Genomic DNA, 15,873 nt, shown 5'->3' on the forward strand with positions numbered 1-15,873 from the left:
ATGTAGTCAAAAAAATATTGTGAATAGATATGCAACAAATATGCAACGGATGTACAGCAAGCAAACGCCTGATAGATTCTTTTTTATTTAACTGATACCAACTCTATATAAGCGTGAGTTCGACTAGCCTGCCTCCGCAGGCTTTGTCCGTTTAGCTGCACCCTTGTAGGGTGCCGACTAGTTTGAAAACACACCTTATTATGTCGAAATATTAAGCCACCCCCACCGCTTCTATTGCTGCTTCCAGGGCGATCGCTATATGAGTCCAATGGGTTCCGCCTTGGCAGTAAACAATATACGGTTCCCGCAAAGGGCCATCGGCTGAAAATTCTAGGGTACTACCCTCAATAAATGTCCCACCAGCCATGACTACTTTGCTCTCATACCCTGGCATTTCTGCCGGTTCAGGATCTAGGTAGGAACCAATCGGAGAATGCTGTTGTATTGCCCGACAAAAAGCAATGAGCTTTTCTTTGGAACCGAGTTTAATTGCCTGGATGACATCGCGGCGAGGAGCGAGGGGTGCGGGATTAACTGGATAACCAAGTTTGTCAAAAATGTAACCAGTTAAATGAGTGCCTTTCATCGCTTCCCCTACCATCTGGGGCGCTAAAAATAAACCTTGGAAAAGCAAGCGATTTTGGTCAAAAGTAGCACCACCATAACTACCTATACCAGGAGCGGTGAGACGACAAGCAGCAGCTTCTACCAAGTCAGCATGACCGGCAACGTAACCTCCAGCCGTGGCAATGGTTCCACCTGGATTTTTGATCAAAGAACCCGCCATCAAATCAGCACCGACGTGGGTGGGTTCACGAGTATCGATGAATTCACCGTAGCAGTTGTCAACAAAGCAAATGGTGTTGGGGTTTTGCTGTTTGACTGTGTGAACAATTTTTTCAATTTCAGCAATTGATAAACTAGAACGCCAAGAATAGCCACAAGAGCGCTGAATTAATACTAAACGGGTGCGATCGCCTATCGCATGGCTTAAAGCTTGCCAATCTACTGTTCCTTCTGGAGTAAGATCCAATTGGCGGTAGCTAATGCCAAACTCGATCAGGGAGCCTTGACTATGACCTCTTAAACCAATGACTTCTTCTAATGTGTCGTAGGGTGCGCCTGCCACCGCTAGCATTTCGTCACCAGGACGAAGGACACCGAATAAGGCAGCTGCGATCGCGTGAGTTCCCGAAACGAATTGCACTCGTACTACTGCAGCTTCAGCTCCCATGACTTCGGCAAAGACTTTATCTAAGGTTTCTCGCCCCAAATCATCGTGTCCATATCCTGTGACACCTGCAAAATGGTGTGCGCCAACTCTGTGATGGCGAAAAGAATGTAACACTCGTTGAAGATTTTGCTTGACCTGAGTGTCAATTCCAGAAAAAATCTGTAACAGTGCCTGTTCTGCTTGCCGCAGCTGTTCCAAGCTGTTCATTAGTCCCCCATTCGCAAAAATAATAATTATGCGGATTTAAAAATCACGCTTTCTCAGGCTGAACAAATTTTATTCAGGTTACTGCATGACAATTGCTACCTCAACCAAACCTCAAATTCACTGGGTTAACACCCTATTCTTCGTTGGTGTGCATCTCGGAGCTTTGCTTGTCCTACTGCCTAGTAATTGGAACTGGAAAGCAGTAGGTGTGGCGCTACTTCTTTACTGGATTACCGGCGGCTTAGGTATTACCCTGGGATTTCATCGCCTTGTCACCCACCGCAGTTTTCAAGCTCCTAAGTGGTTGGAATATTTTCTCGTATTTTGTGGCACACTTGCTTGTCAGGGTGGGCCAATCGAGTGGATTGGTACACACCGTATACACCATCTGTACTCAGATCAAGAAAAAGATCCCCACGATTCCAATAAGGGCTTTTGGTGGAGCCACATGGGTTGGTTGATTTACAAAAGAGACGAAGATGAAGCAGAAATTCCTCGCTTTACTAAAGACATTGCCGACGACCCAGTTTATCAGTTTTTAGACAACAATATGATTTTCATCCAGATTGCTCTGGGTGTAGTACTGTTGCTTTTGGGTGGTTGGTCGTTTGTTGTTTGGGGAATTTTTGCCCGCATTGTTTTCGTTTGGCACTGCACTTGGTTGGTGAACAGTGCCACCCATAAATTTGGCTATCGCAGTCACGAATCTGGTGATAACTCAACTAACTGCTGGTGGGTAGCCCTACTCGTGTTTGGTGAGGGTTGGCACAATAATCACCATGCCTATCAATACTCGGCTCGCCACGGTTTGGAATGGTGGGAAATTGACCTCACCTGGATGACTATTCAATTGCTACAAGTACTTGGCCTGGCTACGAATGTCAAGCTGGCAGAGAAAAAGTAGTTAAATGACTTAGTCGTCAATCATTAAGTGATGAAGTAGCGCTGTGTGCGATTTTTAGCTACCCTCGCTTCTGGGTAATAGCCCCAGAATAAGCGGGGGTTTTTAATCTTAAAATTTTAGAAACAGGGCAGTATGTACGTGCATTGAGAGGCATTAGGTTGATATAATCCAAAGCGCTAATGTTACGGAACTTTGCGACAAGCCACTTTTTTGAGTGACTTGAGTGTGAGGTTTTTTGTTTTGAGTTATTCATGACAACAACAACAATAAACACCCTAAAGCCAGCTAACGACCTTGGAACTTCCAACTTCCAGCTCAAAGATATTATCAAAAGCCTACCTAAAGAATGCTTTGTCAAGGATCGTCGCAAAGCTTGGATAGGAGTTCTGACTAATGTGTTAATGGTTGGCTTAGGCTATTGGAGTCTCGCTATTGCTCCTTGGTTTCTCTTGCCCATAGCCTGGATTTTTACTGGCACTGCCTTGACAGGTTTTTTTGTCATCGGCCATGATTGCGGTCATCGTTCGTTTGCTAAACGCCGTTGGGTAAACGATTTGGTGGGGCATTTAATAATGATGCCCTTAATTTATCCTTTCCATAGTTGGCGAATTCAGCATAATTATCACCATGCTCACACCAATGAATTGGAAGAAGACAACGCTTGGCATCCAATCAGACCAAAAGAATATGAAAGTTGGGGGAAACTCTCAAAGTGGGGTTTTCAGCTGCTCATGGGTAAGCGCTTATGGTGGATAGCCTCAATTTTACATTGGGTAGCTTTGCACTTTGATTGGACTAAATTCCGTAGTAAAGACCAATCCAGCGTTAAGCTGTCTGTAGCTGTAGTTTTGCTGTTTGCAGTCATAGCTTTCCCCTTAATGTTTGCCACTATTGGAATCTGGGGATTTATTAAATTTTGGTTTATTCCTTGGCTGGTTTTCCATTTCTGGATGAGTACTTTTACTTTGGTTCACCATACTGCTCCAGAGATTCCTTTTGTGGAATCAACAAAGTGGAATCCTGCTTTAGCACAATTGTCTGGCACAGTTCACTGCGATTACCCGCGCTGGGTAGAATTTCTTTGCCATGATATCAATGTCCACGTTCCTCATCATATTTCTACAGCCATTCCTTCTTATAATTTGCGGCTAGCTCATCGCAGCCTGAAAGAAAATTGGGGGAATTATCTATATCCTGAATGTCGATTTTCTTGGTCTTTAATCACAAAGATTACAGACAAGTGTCATCTATACACAACTAATGTTGGGTATCAATCCTTTAAGGATTATCATGCAGCGCAATCAACGGCTTCTCGTTCGGTTTGATCTAAAGCCAAGCAAGCGTTGATAGTTGTGTCCATCTAAACCGATGCTGGCAATTCACTATTCAAATGCGTGGAGAATTGCCAGTATATTCTCTTGGGTATTGCAGATTTAAGACGACAATACCTTATACCATTTTGGATTTTGGATTTTGCGAAAAGTTTGTAGACGCGGAGTGGCTTCCCGTAAGGGTGCGGTGAGCAGCGCCGTGGTGAGCCAGTGCTCTTGGTAGGGTTTCCAACGGACAGTTCCTACAACGGAGCGGAGCCTCCGAAGTCGCCCCAACGGGGGGCTTTGGGGCCCCCACGGAGTGGGGTTGGGGGGAAACCCCCGCACGGCGCTTCTCTTGGCAACGGACTGTCCTCCTCCACAGGCGACTGGCGTAGACACGAGACGGACGTAGTCCGGCTTCTCGCAGAGTAGTGGCTTCTGAAACCCCGACTTGTGGCGACTGCGTACACGCGAAGCGGGTTCTCGTTAGAGTACCCGGAGGGAGGTTTCCTCCGAAAGCGTTGCTCCTCCACATGGAGGCTCAAAGCTTTTCATGACGGATTTTGGATGATGAAACATTTATTAGATAAGCGTTTCAGATTTCTATCTGTCACAATCCTTTTTCAAATTGGGACGACAAACAAAATGTCCGATTTATATCCAACAACAAAAGACAGTGCAATCCAAAGTTACTCAGTTAAGCAATCCTTCTAGCTGCGAATCATCCTATGAAGCAACCACGTTACCGTTTTCTCTTGGTGATTTGAAAACTGCAATTCCAGCAGAATGTTTTCGTCCTCACACGGGAAAATCTTTATATTATTTCTTTCGTGACATTTTGTGCATTAGCCTTCTGTATGCGATCGCTCTCACTTGGGATTCTTGGTTTTTCATGCCGATTTTTTGGGTAATGCAAGGAACGATGTTTTGGGCTTTGTTCGTAGTGGGGCATGACTGCGGACATCAATCATTTTCTAAACACAAATGGCTCAATGATTTAATTGGACATTTATCTCACACGCCAATACTTGTTCCTTATCATGGCTGGCGAATTAGCCATAGAACCCATCATAAAAATACTGGTAACATCGATGATGATGAAAGCTGGTATCCCGTGACGGAATCACAGTATAAGGCAATGCCCTTGGTGCAAAAAATTGGGCGTTATTATTTGTTTTTGTTAGCTTACCCGGTGTATTTGTTCAAGCGCTCTCCTAACAAGTCAGGTTCACACTTTTTACCTAGCAGCCCACTTTTTAAACCTTCAGAAAAATGGGATGTTATTACCAGCACTACACTTTGGACTTTGATGCTCGCTTTGTTAGGGTTTCTCACCTATGAATGGGGTTGGATGTGGTTGCTGAAATACTACGTTGGGCCATATATCGTATTTATTATTTGGCTTGATTTAGTCACATTTTTGCACCATACTGAACCTGATATCCCTTGGTATCGCGGAAACGATTGGTATTTTCTCAAAGGTGCTTTGTCAACTGTTGACAGGGATTATGGTTTTATCAATCACATCCATCACGATATTGGTACTCATGTTGCTCACCATATTTTCCTGAATATCCCTCACTACAATTTGAAGCAGGCAACTGAGGCAATTAAACCTGTTTTAGGTGATTACTTCCGTAAATCTGAAGAACCAATTTTAAGTGCTTTATGGCGTTCTTGTAGAAGTTGCCATTTTGTACCGGATACTGGCAGAAAAGTTTACTACACCAGCCCCAGAAAGGGATTAGGGATTGGTGATTAGGGACTGGGGATTGGGTTCAAAGCGGAAAAATTAGGAAGGGGCTGCAAAAGGTATTGGGGACTAGAAACAGGACAAGGAGCATGGGAGACAACAAGACTTGGGGATAAGACGTGAGTCACAATCTTCCCCTTGTCCCCCCTATCCTCTTTCACCGTGTCCCCGCGTCCGGTGTGTCCTCTTCTTCCCAATCCCTAATCACCAGTACCCAGTACCCAGTACCCAGTACCCACCAATCAGAATATTTGGTAGGGGAATCAGAGCCGCATTCTATTGATGATTAAAACCTGCCATTGCCTTGCACAATGTGCTTGACAGTAGTTAAACTTTCTAAGCTAATTAAACCGCGTCGATGACCTCTTTGATTAGACATACCTAGAAATACCCCATCTCCTCGCGCTGGATTGCGATTAAAGCGCGGGGAAGCATTAATGTAGCTGGAAGCGCTGTTAACTCCCAGGGCAAATTGTCGGCTTTCTTGGTAAGATTCTGTGACAATACAGTCGGCATGACCGCTACTATAATGATTAATCCAGGCGATCGCTGCTTCTAAGCTATCTACAAGTTTGAAAGCTACTGTATTGTTTAAATAAGCGCTTCCCCATTCTCCATCCTTAGCTAAGTGCAGCTGCGGAAAAGCTTCTACTAATTCCGCATCTGCTTTGATTTCAAAGCCTTTTTCCTGTAAGCTATTCCACAAGGTAATTAGGGATGATGGCATCGCTTGGCGATGAATTAGTACTTTTTCAATGGCGTTAACAGGATCTGGCTCACTACAATGGCTATCAACGATCATCCAGCGCACCATTTCTAAACTGCCACTTAACGACCAATATAGGTAACAATTACCCATTGCTGACTTTAAAACTGGTGCTGTGGACTGCCGCACTACCTGCTGGATTAAGCTTGAACGCCCGTAGGGAATAACTAAATTCAGGTACTGATCTTGGCTAACCAAATCGCGGATGGAAGCGCCATGTTCTGCTTTGATAAGTTCGATGCAGCCAGAGGGCAACCCTGCATCGATAATGGCATTTTGTAGGGCATTGGCGATCGCCTCGTTAGAGTGACTAGCTTCGGTGCTGCCTTTGAGAATCAAAGAGTTGCCAGTTTTGATACACAAACCAGCTGCGATCGCAGCTAATTCTGGGAAGGCTTCATAAATAAAAGCAATCACTCCCAAAGGCATTAACTGTGTATAAGTTTGAGAGTCTTCGAGTTGGTAATCAGCACTCCGTACCCGTCGCAGCGGATCTGATAACTCCCCTAACCTTTGCAAAGTTTCTACAGCCGCTTCTAGTCGTTTTGGCGTTAGCTTCAGCCAATCCAAAATTAAATCCGGTACAGCCATTTCCCTGCTGGCTTCTAAATCCAAGGTATTGGCTTCCAGAATATCGTCAAAAGACTGCCTTAATGCCTCTGCCATTGCCAATACAGCACGACTGCGATCTGCTCCTTTGGTAATTCCCAGCTTGAAGGAAGCGCCATATGCACGTCTAGCGCTGGCAATAGGTTCGAGGTTATCATCTAAAACATCCACTATCATTGAATTAACGTCTGTAGGTAAGCCAGACCATTAGTGCGGGTAGAATCGCCAGCAGCACCGCTACCATTGCCCAAGCTATGATGCTCGATCCACTTGCCAATCGCAGTGCTAGTGGCAACCATATAATCACTAACACGAAAATAATACCAAGCGCTACTGGTAGATAGCTTTCTCCTAAACGAGGATGAACAACTTGCCAGCTAGAACCATTCCAGCGCCAAGCGCGTTTGTATGGATAGGTAGTGGAAAGCTGCTCCAGCACATAACCATTATCTTCTACTACAAATATTTGCTGACAGCGATCGCATCCAAATGCTTCTGTCAGGGTAATCGGAACTAACCGTCCCCGACGACGACAGGGACAGGGGTACTCGCTATTGAAATCAAGTTTTTCTGGTTTTTGTGATTGCACAAGCGGTCTTATAACTTGAGCGTGTTTATAAAAAGCAGGGAAAACACTATCCCCTTGTTAAGGTTTTTGGGGCTAGTTACTTTACCTATGCACTCTTTTTATAGCAATTTCAGTCAGTTTGTGTGTCTGTTCACCACAGATATATTTTGGCTCAATTCAGCATCGAATAGAATCTGCACCTGAGAATCTAGTTATGTAGCCAATCCTACATCAATCCTTTTTGTTGCATCTAAGTTACATCTAAGAAGACTTCTATTTCCTTAACACTTTGCAAGATAGCCTTTTTCTTCACAAAAGACTTTTTAATTTTTACTGTTAGCCTGAGAATTAAAAAATGGAGACAGATCAAAACTACGAATATCACACTCAGATGTTTTAAGTTCAACATCTAAGTTTTTACATGGGTTAATACAGGTATATTATACTTCTAATCTTTAAAGCGGGTAACGCGATTCGAACGCGCGACATTCACCTTGGCAAGGTGACGCTCTACCACTGAGCTATACCCGCAAACGCCACATATATAAATATGTCAGAATAATCGCTGGTTGTCAAGGGGTGGTAATAAATTTTGAGGGGACAGGTGATAGGGGACAGGTGATAGGGTATTGGGTATTGTATTTTTCTTATGCCCTATGCCCTATGCCCTATGCCCTATGCCCTATGCCCTATGCCCTAGCTCCTTAAGCTAGTTCTTCTCCAGCTGTTGAGAAATCGCCTACGCTGGCACTTTTGAGTGAAGGTGGTAACGATTGCGAATCACTCGGATAGGGCTGATTAAGGTTAGAGCGTAATTTCCGCATCAAGCTGCCCATTTCCAGAGCATTCATGGCATAATCCCAACCGTGATTGCTTTTAATGCCGGCTCGTTCTAGAGCTTGCTGCATACTATCGGTGGTTAAAATGCCAAAAATCACGGGTACGCCAGTTTGAAAGGAAGCAGCAGCAATACCTTTTGCTACCTCAGATGAAACATAATCGAAATGAGGCGTTTGTCCTCTAATGACAGCGCCTAGGCAAATTATGGCATCGTAGCGACCTGAAAGTGCAAGTTGGCGAGCTACCACCGGAACTTCAAAACTCCCCGGTACCCAAATGTAATCGACTTGAGAGCCATGAGGATCGACATCGACGCCGTGGCGTTTCAAGCAATCTTGACAACCCTCTAACAATTTGGTGGTAACTAAGTCATTGAATCGACCTATTACCAGCGCAAACCGCAAAGGCTCTGTCTGCGTAAAAGTTCCCTCGAAAACTGCCATGACCGCCTCTAAATCAACTATACTCTTGCAAATATATACATTTCTTCTTTAAAGACAACAGGAGCAGCACAGATAATAAGACGTGGAGAAAGAGAGACGCGGTGACGCGGAGAGAGAGTAGGGGCAGTGCCTTGTGCCTGCCCTAAAGGGGGAAAGAAATTTTCATTTGCATTCCCCGTGTCTCTACCTCCCGGAGTCTCCGTGTCCCCACGTCCCCGCGTCCCCGTGTCAGGTGTGTCTCCGCGTCAGTTGCGTGTTCTGCTATGTTATTAACCTGCTTTGTTATTGCGGTTTTTGTCTAAACTACGAAAAAGCTTAATGCTGCGACTACAAGTACCAAGGCAATCCAAGCTCCAGATCCGAGCCACAGCAATTTTTTAGAGTCATTCCAATTTTGTGGAGTGGCATAGGCAACGGGAACGCCAATTACCATCACAAAAGACAGGAGGACTAAAGCGAGCAAAGCAAATTGGAATATGATACTCATTTTCCCTTCTCCCAAGACAGCGAAAATACTAAAGATAGAATATTTACAGGGCAAAACAGATAGTTTTTCCTTATTGTTAAGCTAGCAGAATTTGCAACACTTTAGTCATTAGTCATGTGTCCTCTGTCTGAATACCAATGACTAATGCTCATGACTAAATCACTATGGACTTAATTTTGTGCCACACGACAGCTGATTTTGACGCCCTGGGGGCGGCGATAGGACTGACACGCTTGCTGCCTGGAAGTAAGATTGTGCTAACTGGTGGTGCTCACCCACCTGTGCGAGATTTTTTGGCATTGCATCGAGACGAATATGCGCTGATTGAACGGCGTTCGGTAAATCCAAAAAAAATTCGTTCTTTGACTGTGGTGGATACGCAACACCGCGATCGCCTAGGTAAAGCTGCTGAATGGATAGATTTACCCCACCTAAAGAAAATCGTAGTTTATGATCATCACCTCGAACAAAATGGTGATATCCCCGCTACACAAGTACATATTTCGCCAGTAGGAGCAATTACAACTCTCATTGTTGAGGAATTGCAAAAACAAAATATTTTTCTTTCTTCTGCGGAAGCAACAGCGATGGCTTTGGGTATCCACGTTGATACTGGTTCCCTTACTTATGACAACGCTACACCACGGGATGCTCTGGCGTTGGCTTGGTTAATGCAACAAAAAGCAAGTTTATCGGTAGTAGCAGAGTATGTTGAACCAGGCTTGTCTCCCCAATTGCAGCAGTTATTATCAGAGGCTCTTGATAATTTGCAGTATTTGTGCATTAGAGGATATACATTAGCTTGGGTAAGGTTGCAAACCAATGCTTTTGTGCCAGGCTTGTCAAGTCTTGCTTCCGAGTTGATGGAGCTAACAGAAATCAATGCCTTGTTGCTAGCTGATGAATATCCTTTAGGAGGTGGTGAATCGCGTTTAACTATCATTGGGCGATCGCAAATTCCTGGTGTCAATCTCAATCAAATATTTCAACCACTCGGTGGTGGGGGGCATTCTCAAGCCACATCTTTAAATCTAAGGGGAGCCAACTACGAAGAAGTTTTAAATCAACTCTTAGAAGGTTTAAAAGCTCAAGTTCCCCATCCACCAACGGCACGAGATTTAATGTCTTCTCCAGTTCGTACCATTCGCCCAGATACAACTATTGAGGAAGCACAGCGAATTTTGTTGCGCTACGGGCATTCAGGTTTATCTGTCGTGGATGCCCAAGGAAAGTTATTAGGTATTATTTCCCGTCGAGATCTTGATATTGCCTTGCACCACGGTTTTAGTCACGCGCCTGTCAAAGGCTACATGACTATCAATCCCAAAACAATTACTCCAGATACCACACTCCCAGAAATTGAATCGTTGATGGTGACTTATGATATCGGGCGCTTACCCGTGTTAGATAATGGGCAATTGGTAGGAATTGTTACCCGCACTGATGTGTTGCGGGAACTGCATCAGGAAAGAGAGGGGAATAAAAGAGGGGGAGAGCTAGAGAAGGAGCGAGAGGGAGAAGATGTTGAGGTTCCTAACTTGGCAGAGTTGCGCGATCGCCTCGATCCTAAACTTTGGGAATTACTTACCAAAGCGTCTGTACAAGCTAAACAACGGGGTTGGCATTTGTATTTAGTGGGTGGAGCAGTACGCGACTTACTACTAGCCAAAGAAGCTTCTGGCACCTTGATGATTCAAGATATCGATTTAGTAGTCGATGGCTTCCACAAAGCTGCGGATGTTGGTGCTGGGGTGGAGTTAGCAAAGGCACTTCAACAAATTTATCCGGCAGGGCGGTTAGAAATTCATGGTGCTTTTCAAACTGCTGCCTTACTGTGGCACAAAGATCCAGAATTAGATTCTCTATGGGTAGATATTGCCACTGCCAGAACCGAATTTTATCCTTACCCAGCTGCTAATCCGGAAGTTGAAGCCAGTTCGATTCGTCAAGATTTATATCGGCGAGATTTTACAATTAATGCCTTGGCACTGCGACTCACACCTCCTCATGCTGGTAAATTGCTTGATTTCTTTGGTGGTTTATTAGATTTACAAGCAAAGCAAATTCGCGTTTTACACGCCAACAGCTTTATCGAAGATCCTACCCGCATTTATCGTGGTGTACGTTTTGCTGTACGCTTCGGATTTAAAATTGAACCGCAAACTGAAGAATATGTTCGCTATGCCATTAACAGTGGCGTTTATGATCGCACTGCCAGAGAAAATAATCGCGCACCTGCACTACAAACACGACTGAAAGCAGAATTAAAGCACATTTTAGAAGCGCCTTATTGGAAAAGGGCGTTACAGCTACTGGGAGACTTGGGAGCCTTACAGTGCATTCATCCCACCCTAAAGCTAGATGAAGATTTGCTGCGGTTGTTACGGTTGTTAGAACGCTGTTTGCGAAGATTCGATCCCCAGCAAACTTTGATTGTTCATTGGCAAATGCGTCTAGAAGCGATCGTTGCTCATTTAGCTCCAGAATATCGTGCCAAAGTCGCAAAAAATCTGCAAATGCAAGAAGACAGTATCGAGCGCTTGCAGAATTTAGCTCAGGTGCAAGCTGAGGTGAGAGAATCTTTGCCTACGTGCCAGCGCCCTAGCCAGGTAGTGAAGTTACTACGCCAGTGCGACTTACCCATGTTGATTTTAATTGCCCTGCACAGTTCACGAGTAATTAGACAGCAGATATGGCATTACTTAACAGTTTGGGCTAACGTTCAGCCAATTCTCAATGGTAATGACTTGAAGAAATTAGGTTACAAACCTGGGCCACAATATCGCCATATACTGGATGATTTACTAGCAGTTACTTTGGATGGAGAGATTAAAGATAGAACAGAAGCAGAGAACTTTTTGGCACAGCATTATCCTAAGTAATTGCGTTGAGGTAGAGAAAATTTTAACCATATCGTAAATATTAAGTAAAACAACCAACTTAAAAGTAAAATTCGTCCTACAAGATCCCCGACTTCTTACTAGAAGTCGGGGATATTTTCTAAACTTGAGGCTGTTTAGCTCCAGGTAGCGAAAATCATAATACTCCAAGCGATCGCCAAAATTTTTATCCATTTGCGGAATTGTTTTCTGCTAGACTGTAAATAATATCAAATCTCTCAACCAACATAGCCACAATGAAGTAGTAGTAAGAAGGCGTTGTGCAAACGCAGTAGGTGTGAAAGAAAAATCAGCACGATAACTACGGCTAGTTCGCTGTCAAAAAGCTATGTTTTAAGTAAAAAAAATTCCTCTCAATTCATATTTATATCAAGTCGCTCTTGCAAGAATGCGGCTGGGTATTTTTTGCATATTCAGCCCTCAACGAAAGTAGAGACGCGATATATCGTGTCTGGTACACGCTCTGTATTTGTATCAGATTTTTTGTGAAATAGCATAAGTGCTCGCTACAAGCAAATAACATTTGTAGCCATTTTTGGAGAAACGGTACTAAGAGGTTTGCAAGCTAACAGGTGGGCGCTATTAAACGTGATAAAGGGTTGAGAATGTCGAAAAAAACAATACTAATAGCTGAAAATTTAGCCTACAAAATCAACGCAAATATAACTTTATTTAAAGGAGTTAATTTGAGCATTGAGCAAGGCGATCGCATTGCTTTAGTTGGTAGTAACGGTACAGGTAAATCAACTCTTCTGAGGATTATTGCGGGGCAGGTTTGTCCAAATTTTGGTTCTATTAAGCGGAATGGAGTTATTTACTATTTGCCACAAATTAGTACTATCAAAGAGCAAATTAAAGCTAATACAGTACTTGAATTGTTAAGTTCTATCTCTGAAGAGTGGTGGCAGATTGAGGAGATTTTACACACTAGGTTCACAACAAACATTGACCTATCTCTACCAATAGCAAATTTAAGTGGAGGAGAATTAACGAAACTATTTTTGGCTATTGGTTTATTTCAACAGCCAAATCTGCTGCTTTTGGATGAGCCAACAAATCACATGGATCTTGCAGCACTAGAAAGTTTGAGATGTTTTCTCAATGATTTTAATGGAGCATTTATTATTGTCTCTCATAAACCTTTTTTTCTGGATCGGGTAGTAGATATTACTTGGGAACTTACGCCCGCAGGGATAAAAGTATATGGAGGTAATTTTTCTTTATATCGAGAACAGAAAGAAATAGAACTGGAAGCAGCCATGAGAACTCATGAGGTTGCAAGAAAAGAACTGAAACGAGCCAAAGAAACTGCTCTCAAAGAACAAGAACGAGCAGTTCAATCTCGTAAAAGTGGTCGTGGTAAGTTTTTAGATGGCAGTATAGGTAGAACAGCAGCAGGGCTAATTAAAACCAAAGCAGAATCATCAGCAGGAAATCTGAAAAAGAAAAATGAAGTTGCATTAGCTAAGGCAACTCAAAAAGTGGCTGAAACAAAAATCAAAACAAAAAAAATTACCAGCGTTCAACTTGAAGAAAAAAGTCAAAAATCAAAAAATCTAATTGATATTCAAGGTGCAAATCTCTGGGTATCAAATCGCCTACTAATTAAGAACATCAATCTGCATATATCTTCTGGTGATAGAGTGGCGATCGCAGGGGCAAATGGTTCTGGCAAATCTAGTCTCGCTAAGGCAATTTTAGATTCTTCAGAAGAAGTATTTTTTGAGTCAGGAGAAATTTTGCTATCTCCATCCATGAAAACTGTGTACTTGGATCAAACTTATGCACTAATCAATCGAGAAAAAACTATTCTGGAAAATATGCAAGCTGCTAATTCCAGCCTTAATTACCAGCTTTTACGTCAGCAGTTAGGACACTTCTTATTTAAATATGATGATGTCAATAAATCTGCATCAGTGTTAAGTGGAGGTGAGTTGGCGAGATTAGCGTTAGCTATGATTAGCATCTCAGAAATTGACTTGCTAATTCTTGATGAACCAACTAATAACCTAGATATCGAAACTGTTAATCAATTAGTAGAAGGGATCAATGAATATCAAGGCACACTTTGGGTTATTTCCCATGATTTAGATTTTTTGAGTCGAATCAATATTACCAAAGCATTTAAGTTGAGTCAGCAAGTGATGCAAATGACAACATATTTACCAGAGGAATCTGAACAATACTATCAAGAATTACTTAATAATTCATAACTTAGAACTTAGTATGAATTATTGACAAGATATCCTGTTCCCTATTTCCTATTCCCTGTCACCTGTTTCCTGTTCCCTATCCCCTATTATTTTTCCTTGGGGATATTCTAAGTTCTCCCCAATGGTATTAATTTTATTTCTCAACAGAAAATTGCTGACTTGTCGCGAGTAAATATTCTAAGAAAGTATTAGCAGTAATCGAAAGCTGCTTTTTCTTCGGATATATTACCTGCCATTGGCAACGAATTGGCAATCCCTCAATATCCAAAATTGCCAGTTGATTTTTCACTTCTGTAAACTTTAAGGTGTGCAGTGATATTACTGAAAGACCTAAACCGTCAATTACAGCTTGGTGAATAGCTTCATTACTGCCGAGTTCTAGGTTGATTCGGGGTGAGATTCCATGCCGCTCAAAAAACTTTTGTATCACCTTGCGCGTTCCCGAACCCTCTTCTCGCACAATCAACGGTTCCTCTGCTAAACACTCCAGAGGTAAGTTACGCTGCTTTGCTAAGGGATGATTGGCAGGAGCGATCGCAACTAGTGGATTATCTAAAAATTGCTTTGCCTCTATATCGTCTCTCTCTGGTGGACAGCTGAGAATATATAAATCGTCAAGGTTGTCGTTCAGCCTTGCCAATAATGCTTCATGATTGGTAACCTCCAGAGAAACACTAACACCAGGATAAAGTTCGCAAAATGGTTTTAATAGTTTAGGAATGAAATACTTAGTCGTAGTTACTGCCGCTAGTCGCAGGCGTCCCTGTTTCATTCCCTTCAAGTCATCTATAGTTGTTTCTAATCGTCCTAAGCACTGAAAAATTTCTTGACAGGTACTTAAAACTTCTTTTCCAGCTTCTGTAAGGAAGACACGCTTACCTACTTGTTCAAATAGGGGCATGCCAATAGCCTGTGTTAAATGCTTAACTTGCATAGACACTGTAGGCTGAGTTACGAACAACTCTTCTGCCGCACGGGTGAAGCTACTGTGCCTTGCTGCTGCTTCAAAAGCCTGTAACTGATCGAGCGTAATAGACTTCAGGAACATATCCTTTTGTCTGATTTCCCCTAAAGAACTTTTCATGGAGACACGTTTACTAAATAGATAACTTACCAGCGCTTTCTGGCTCTCTGCGTAGAGAAGTTTAACAACATGAGTGTTGCTTAATCTTAATATACAGTAGTTTAACAACATTTATGTTGTTTAAGTCGAGCAGTGTAATACTCCAAGTCATAAACCCGGTTTTAATCAATCCCTCAAAGTTAGTACTGTCGGCAGTTAGCTCTTCACAGGGAAGGAATACAGGAATTTTAGTTGTGTTGAAAAATGGCTAAATATTTATTCGTAGGTACTTGGAGGTCATTTATAAAGTAAATATTAAGTAGGGGAGGTAAAAAACGGTCAAATGTTCTGCCCACCGAACTTCAGAGTGGTGGCTTCCGTCGATCTGAGTTCTCGTTTTATTACAGTTGTGTTACGGCTATGTAAGGATTTGAGCGTCGTAGAGAGTAGAAGTTAGCTGTAATGCACCCTACACTTACACCTAGAATTTAAGATTTATTTTATAAATCATCTCTTAATCACGATGAATATGTGGCTATGGGGTGCAATAAAATCACTAAATCGCAAGTCTAT

At 42.7% G+C, this 15,873-nt stretch carries 12 protein-coding genes and 1 tRNA gene; 5 read left to right on the plus strand and 8 right to left on the minus strand.

Going from position 1 to position 15,873, the window contains the following annotated elements:
• Nucleotides 1–211: 211 nt before the first annotated feature.
• The gene (locus tag QUB80_RS26275; protein WP_289792429.1) at nucleotides 212–1,441 is read right to left on the minus strand and encodes a methionine gamma-lyase family protein; all 1,230 of its coding nucleotides are present in this window, start codon (nucleotides 1,439–1,441) and stop codon (nucleotides 212–214) included.
• 85 nt (nucleotides 1,442–1,526) lie between these two features.
• On the opposite strand from QUB80_RS26275, the gene QUB80_RS26280 reads away from it, so the two are divergent.
• Nucleotides 1,527–2,345 carry an acyl-CoA desaturase gene (locus QUB80_RS26280; protein WP_289792430.1) on the plus strand — a complete coding sequence of 273 codons (819 nt, stop codon included), beginning with the start codon at nucleotides 1,527–1,529 and terminating at the stop codon, nucleotides 2,343–2,345.
• Between the two features lie 251 nt (nucleotides 2,346–2,596).
• Nucleotides 2,597–3,670 (plus strand): fatty acid desaturase, encoded by a 1,074-nt coding sequence (locus QUB80_RS26285; protein WP_289792431.1) that lies wholly within the window; start codon nucleotides 2,597–2,599, stop codon nucleotides 3,668–3,670.
• A 124-nt stretch (nucleotides 3,671–3,794) separates the two neighbouring features.
• Here the strand turns inward: QUB80_RS26285 and QUB80_RS26290 are convergent, their stop codons facing one another.
• On the minus strand, nucleotides 3,795–4,193 hold the full coding sequence (locus QUB80_RS26290) for a hypothetical protein (RefSeq protein ID WP_289792432.1): 399 nt from the start codon (nucleotides 4,191–4,193) through the stop codon (nucleotides 3,795–3,797).
• Nucleotides 4,194–4,334: 141 nt separating this feature from the next.
• Between QUB80_RS26290 and QUB80_RS26295 the strand changes: the two genes are divergently transcribed.
• Nucleotides 4,335–5,420, plus strand: a complete 1,086-nt coding sequence (locus QUB80_RS26295) for a fatty acid desaturase (protein ID WP_289792433.1) — start codon at nucleotides 4,335–4,337, stop codon at nucleotides 5,418–5,420.
• Between the two features lie 277 nt (nucleotides 5,421–5,697).
• Here QUB80_RS26295 and QUB80_RS26300 read toward each other — a convergent pair whose 3' ends face one another.
• The 5 genes from QUB80_RS26300 to psbZ form a co-directional block, all read right to left on the minus strand.
• On the minus strand, nucleotides 5,698–6,963 hold the full coding sequence (locus QUB80_RS26300; RefSeq protein WP_289792434.1) for a glutamate-5-semialdehyde dehydrogenase: 1,266 nt from the start codon (nucleotides 6,961–6,963) through the stop codon (nucleotides 5,698–5,700).
• Nucleotides 6,964–6,967: 4 nt separating this feature from the next.
• The gene (locus QUB80_RS26305) at nucleotides 6,968–7,375 is read right to left on the minus strand and encodes a hypothetical protein (RefSeq protein WP_016872713.1); all 408 of its coding nucleotides are present in this window, start codon (nucleotides 7,373–7,375) and stop codon (nucleotides 6,968–6,970) included.
• A gap of 438 nt (nucleotides 7,376–7,813) precedes the next feature.
• Nucleotides 7,814–7,885 (minus strand) — tRNA-Gly (locus tag QUB80_RS26310).
• Nucleotides 7,886–8,058: 173 nt separating this feature from the next.
• On the minus strand, nucleotides 8,059–8,637 hold the full coding sequence (gene ribH, locus QUB80_RS26315; protein ID WP_289792435.1) for a 6,7-dimethyl-8-ribityllumazine synthase: 579 nt from the start codon (nucleotides 8,635–8,637) through the stop codon (nucleotides 8,059–8,061).
• A gap of 298 nt (nucleotides 8,638–8,935) precedes the next feature.
• Nucleotides 8,936–9,124, minus strand: a complete 189-nt coding sequence (gene psbZ / locus QUB80_RS26320; protein WP_289792436.1) for a photosystem II reaction center protein PsbZ — start codon at nucleotides 9,122–9,124, stop codon at nucleotides 8,936–8,938.
• A gap of 164 nt (nucleotides 9,125–9,288) precedes the next feature.
• Between psbZ and QUB80_RS26325 the strand changes: the two genes are divergently transcribed.
• Together QUB80_RS26325 and abc-f are read left to right on the plus strand one after the other, a co-directional pair.
• Entirely contained in the window at nucleotides 9,289–12,006 is a 2,718-nt protein-coding gene (locus QUB80_RS26325; RefSeq protein ID WP_289792437.1) for a CBS domain-containing protein, read from the plus strand.
• A gap of 623 nt (nucleotides 12,007–12,629) precedes the next feature.
• A complete protein-coding gene (gene abc-f / locus QUB80_RS26330) occupies nucleotides 12,630–14,237 on the plus strand; it encodes a ribosomal protection-like ABC-F family protein (RefSeq protein WP_289792438.1) in 1,608 nt (535 codons plus the stop codon).
• 133 nt (nucleotides 14,238–14,370) lie between these two features.
• Here abc-f and QUB80_RS26335 read toward each other — a convergent pair whose 3' ends face one another.
• On the minus strand, nucleotides 14,371–15,321 hold the full coding sequence (locus QUB80_RS26335) for a LysR family transcriptional regulator (RefSeq protein WP_289792439.1): 951 nt from the start codon (nucleotides 15,319–15,321) through the stop codon (nucleotides 14,371–14,373).
• Nucleotides 15,322–15,873 lie beyond the last annotated feature (552 nt).

This window comes from Chlorogloeopsis sp. ULAP01 (assembly GCF_030381805.1).
Classification (GTDB): Bacteria; Cyanobacteriota; Cyanobacteriia; order Cyanobacteriales; family Nostocaceae; genus Chlorogloeopsis.

Coding starts and splice junctions, on each gene's coding strand:
- QUB80_RS26275 (WP_289792429.1), bottom strand. CDS start 1,441: ATGAACAGCTTGGAACAGCTGCGGCAAGCAGAACAGGCACTGTTACAG.
- QUB80_RS26280 (WP_289792430.1), top strand. CDS start 1,527: ATGACAATTGCTACCTCAACCAAACCTCAAATTCACTGGGTTAACACC.
- QUB80_RS26285 (WP_289792431.1), top strand. CDS start 2,597: ATGACAACAACAACAATAAACACCCTAAAGCCAGCTAACGACCTTGGA.
- QUB80_RS26290 (WP_289792432.1), bottom strand. CDS start 4,193: ATGTGGAGGAGCAACGCTTTCGGAGGAAACCTCCCTCCGGGTACTCTA.
- QUB80_RS26300 (WP_289792434.1), bottom strand. CDS start 6,963: ATGATAGTGGATGTTTTAGATGATAACCTCGAACCTATTGCCAGCGCT.
- ribH (WP_289792435.1), bottom strand. CDS start 8,637: ATGGCAGTTTTCGAGGGAACTTTTACGCAGACAGAGCCTTTGCGGTTT.
- psbZ (WP_289792436.1), bottom strand. CDS start 9,124: ATGAGTATCATATTCCAATTTGCTTTGCTCGCTTTAGTCCTCCTGTCT.
- QUB80_RS26325 (WP_289792437.1), top strand. CDS start 9,289: ATGGACTTAATTTTGTGCCACACGACAGCTGATTTTGACGCCCTGGGG.
- abc-f (WP_289792438.1), top strand. CDS start 12,630: ATGTCGAAAAAAACAATACTAATAGCTGAAAATTTAGCCTACAAAATC.
- QUB80_RS26335 (WP_289792439.1), bottom strand. CDS start 15,321: ATGAAAAGTTCTTTAGGGGAAATCAGACAAAAGGATATGTTCCTGAAG.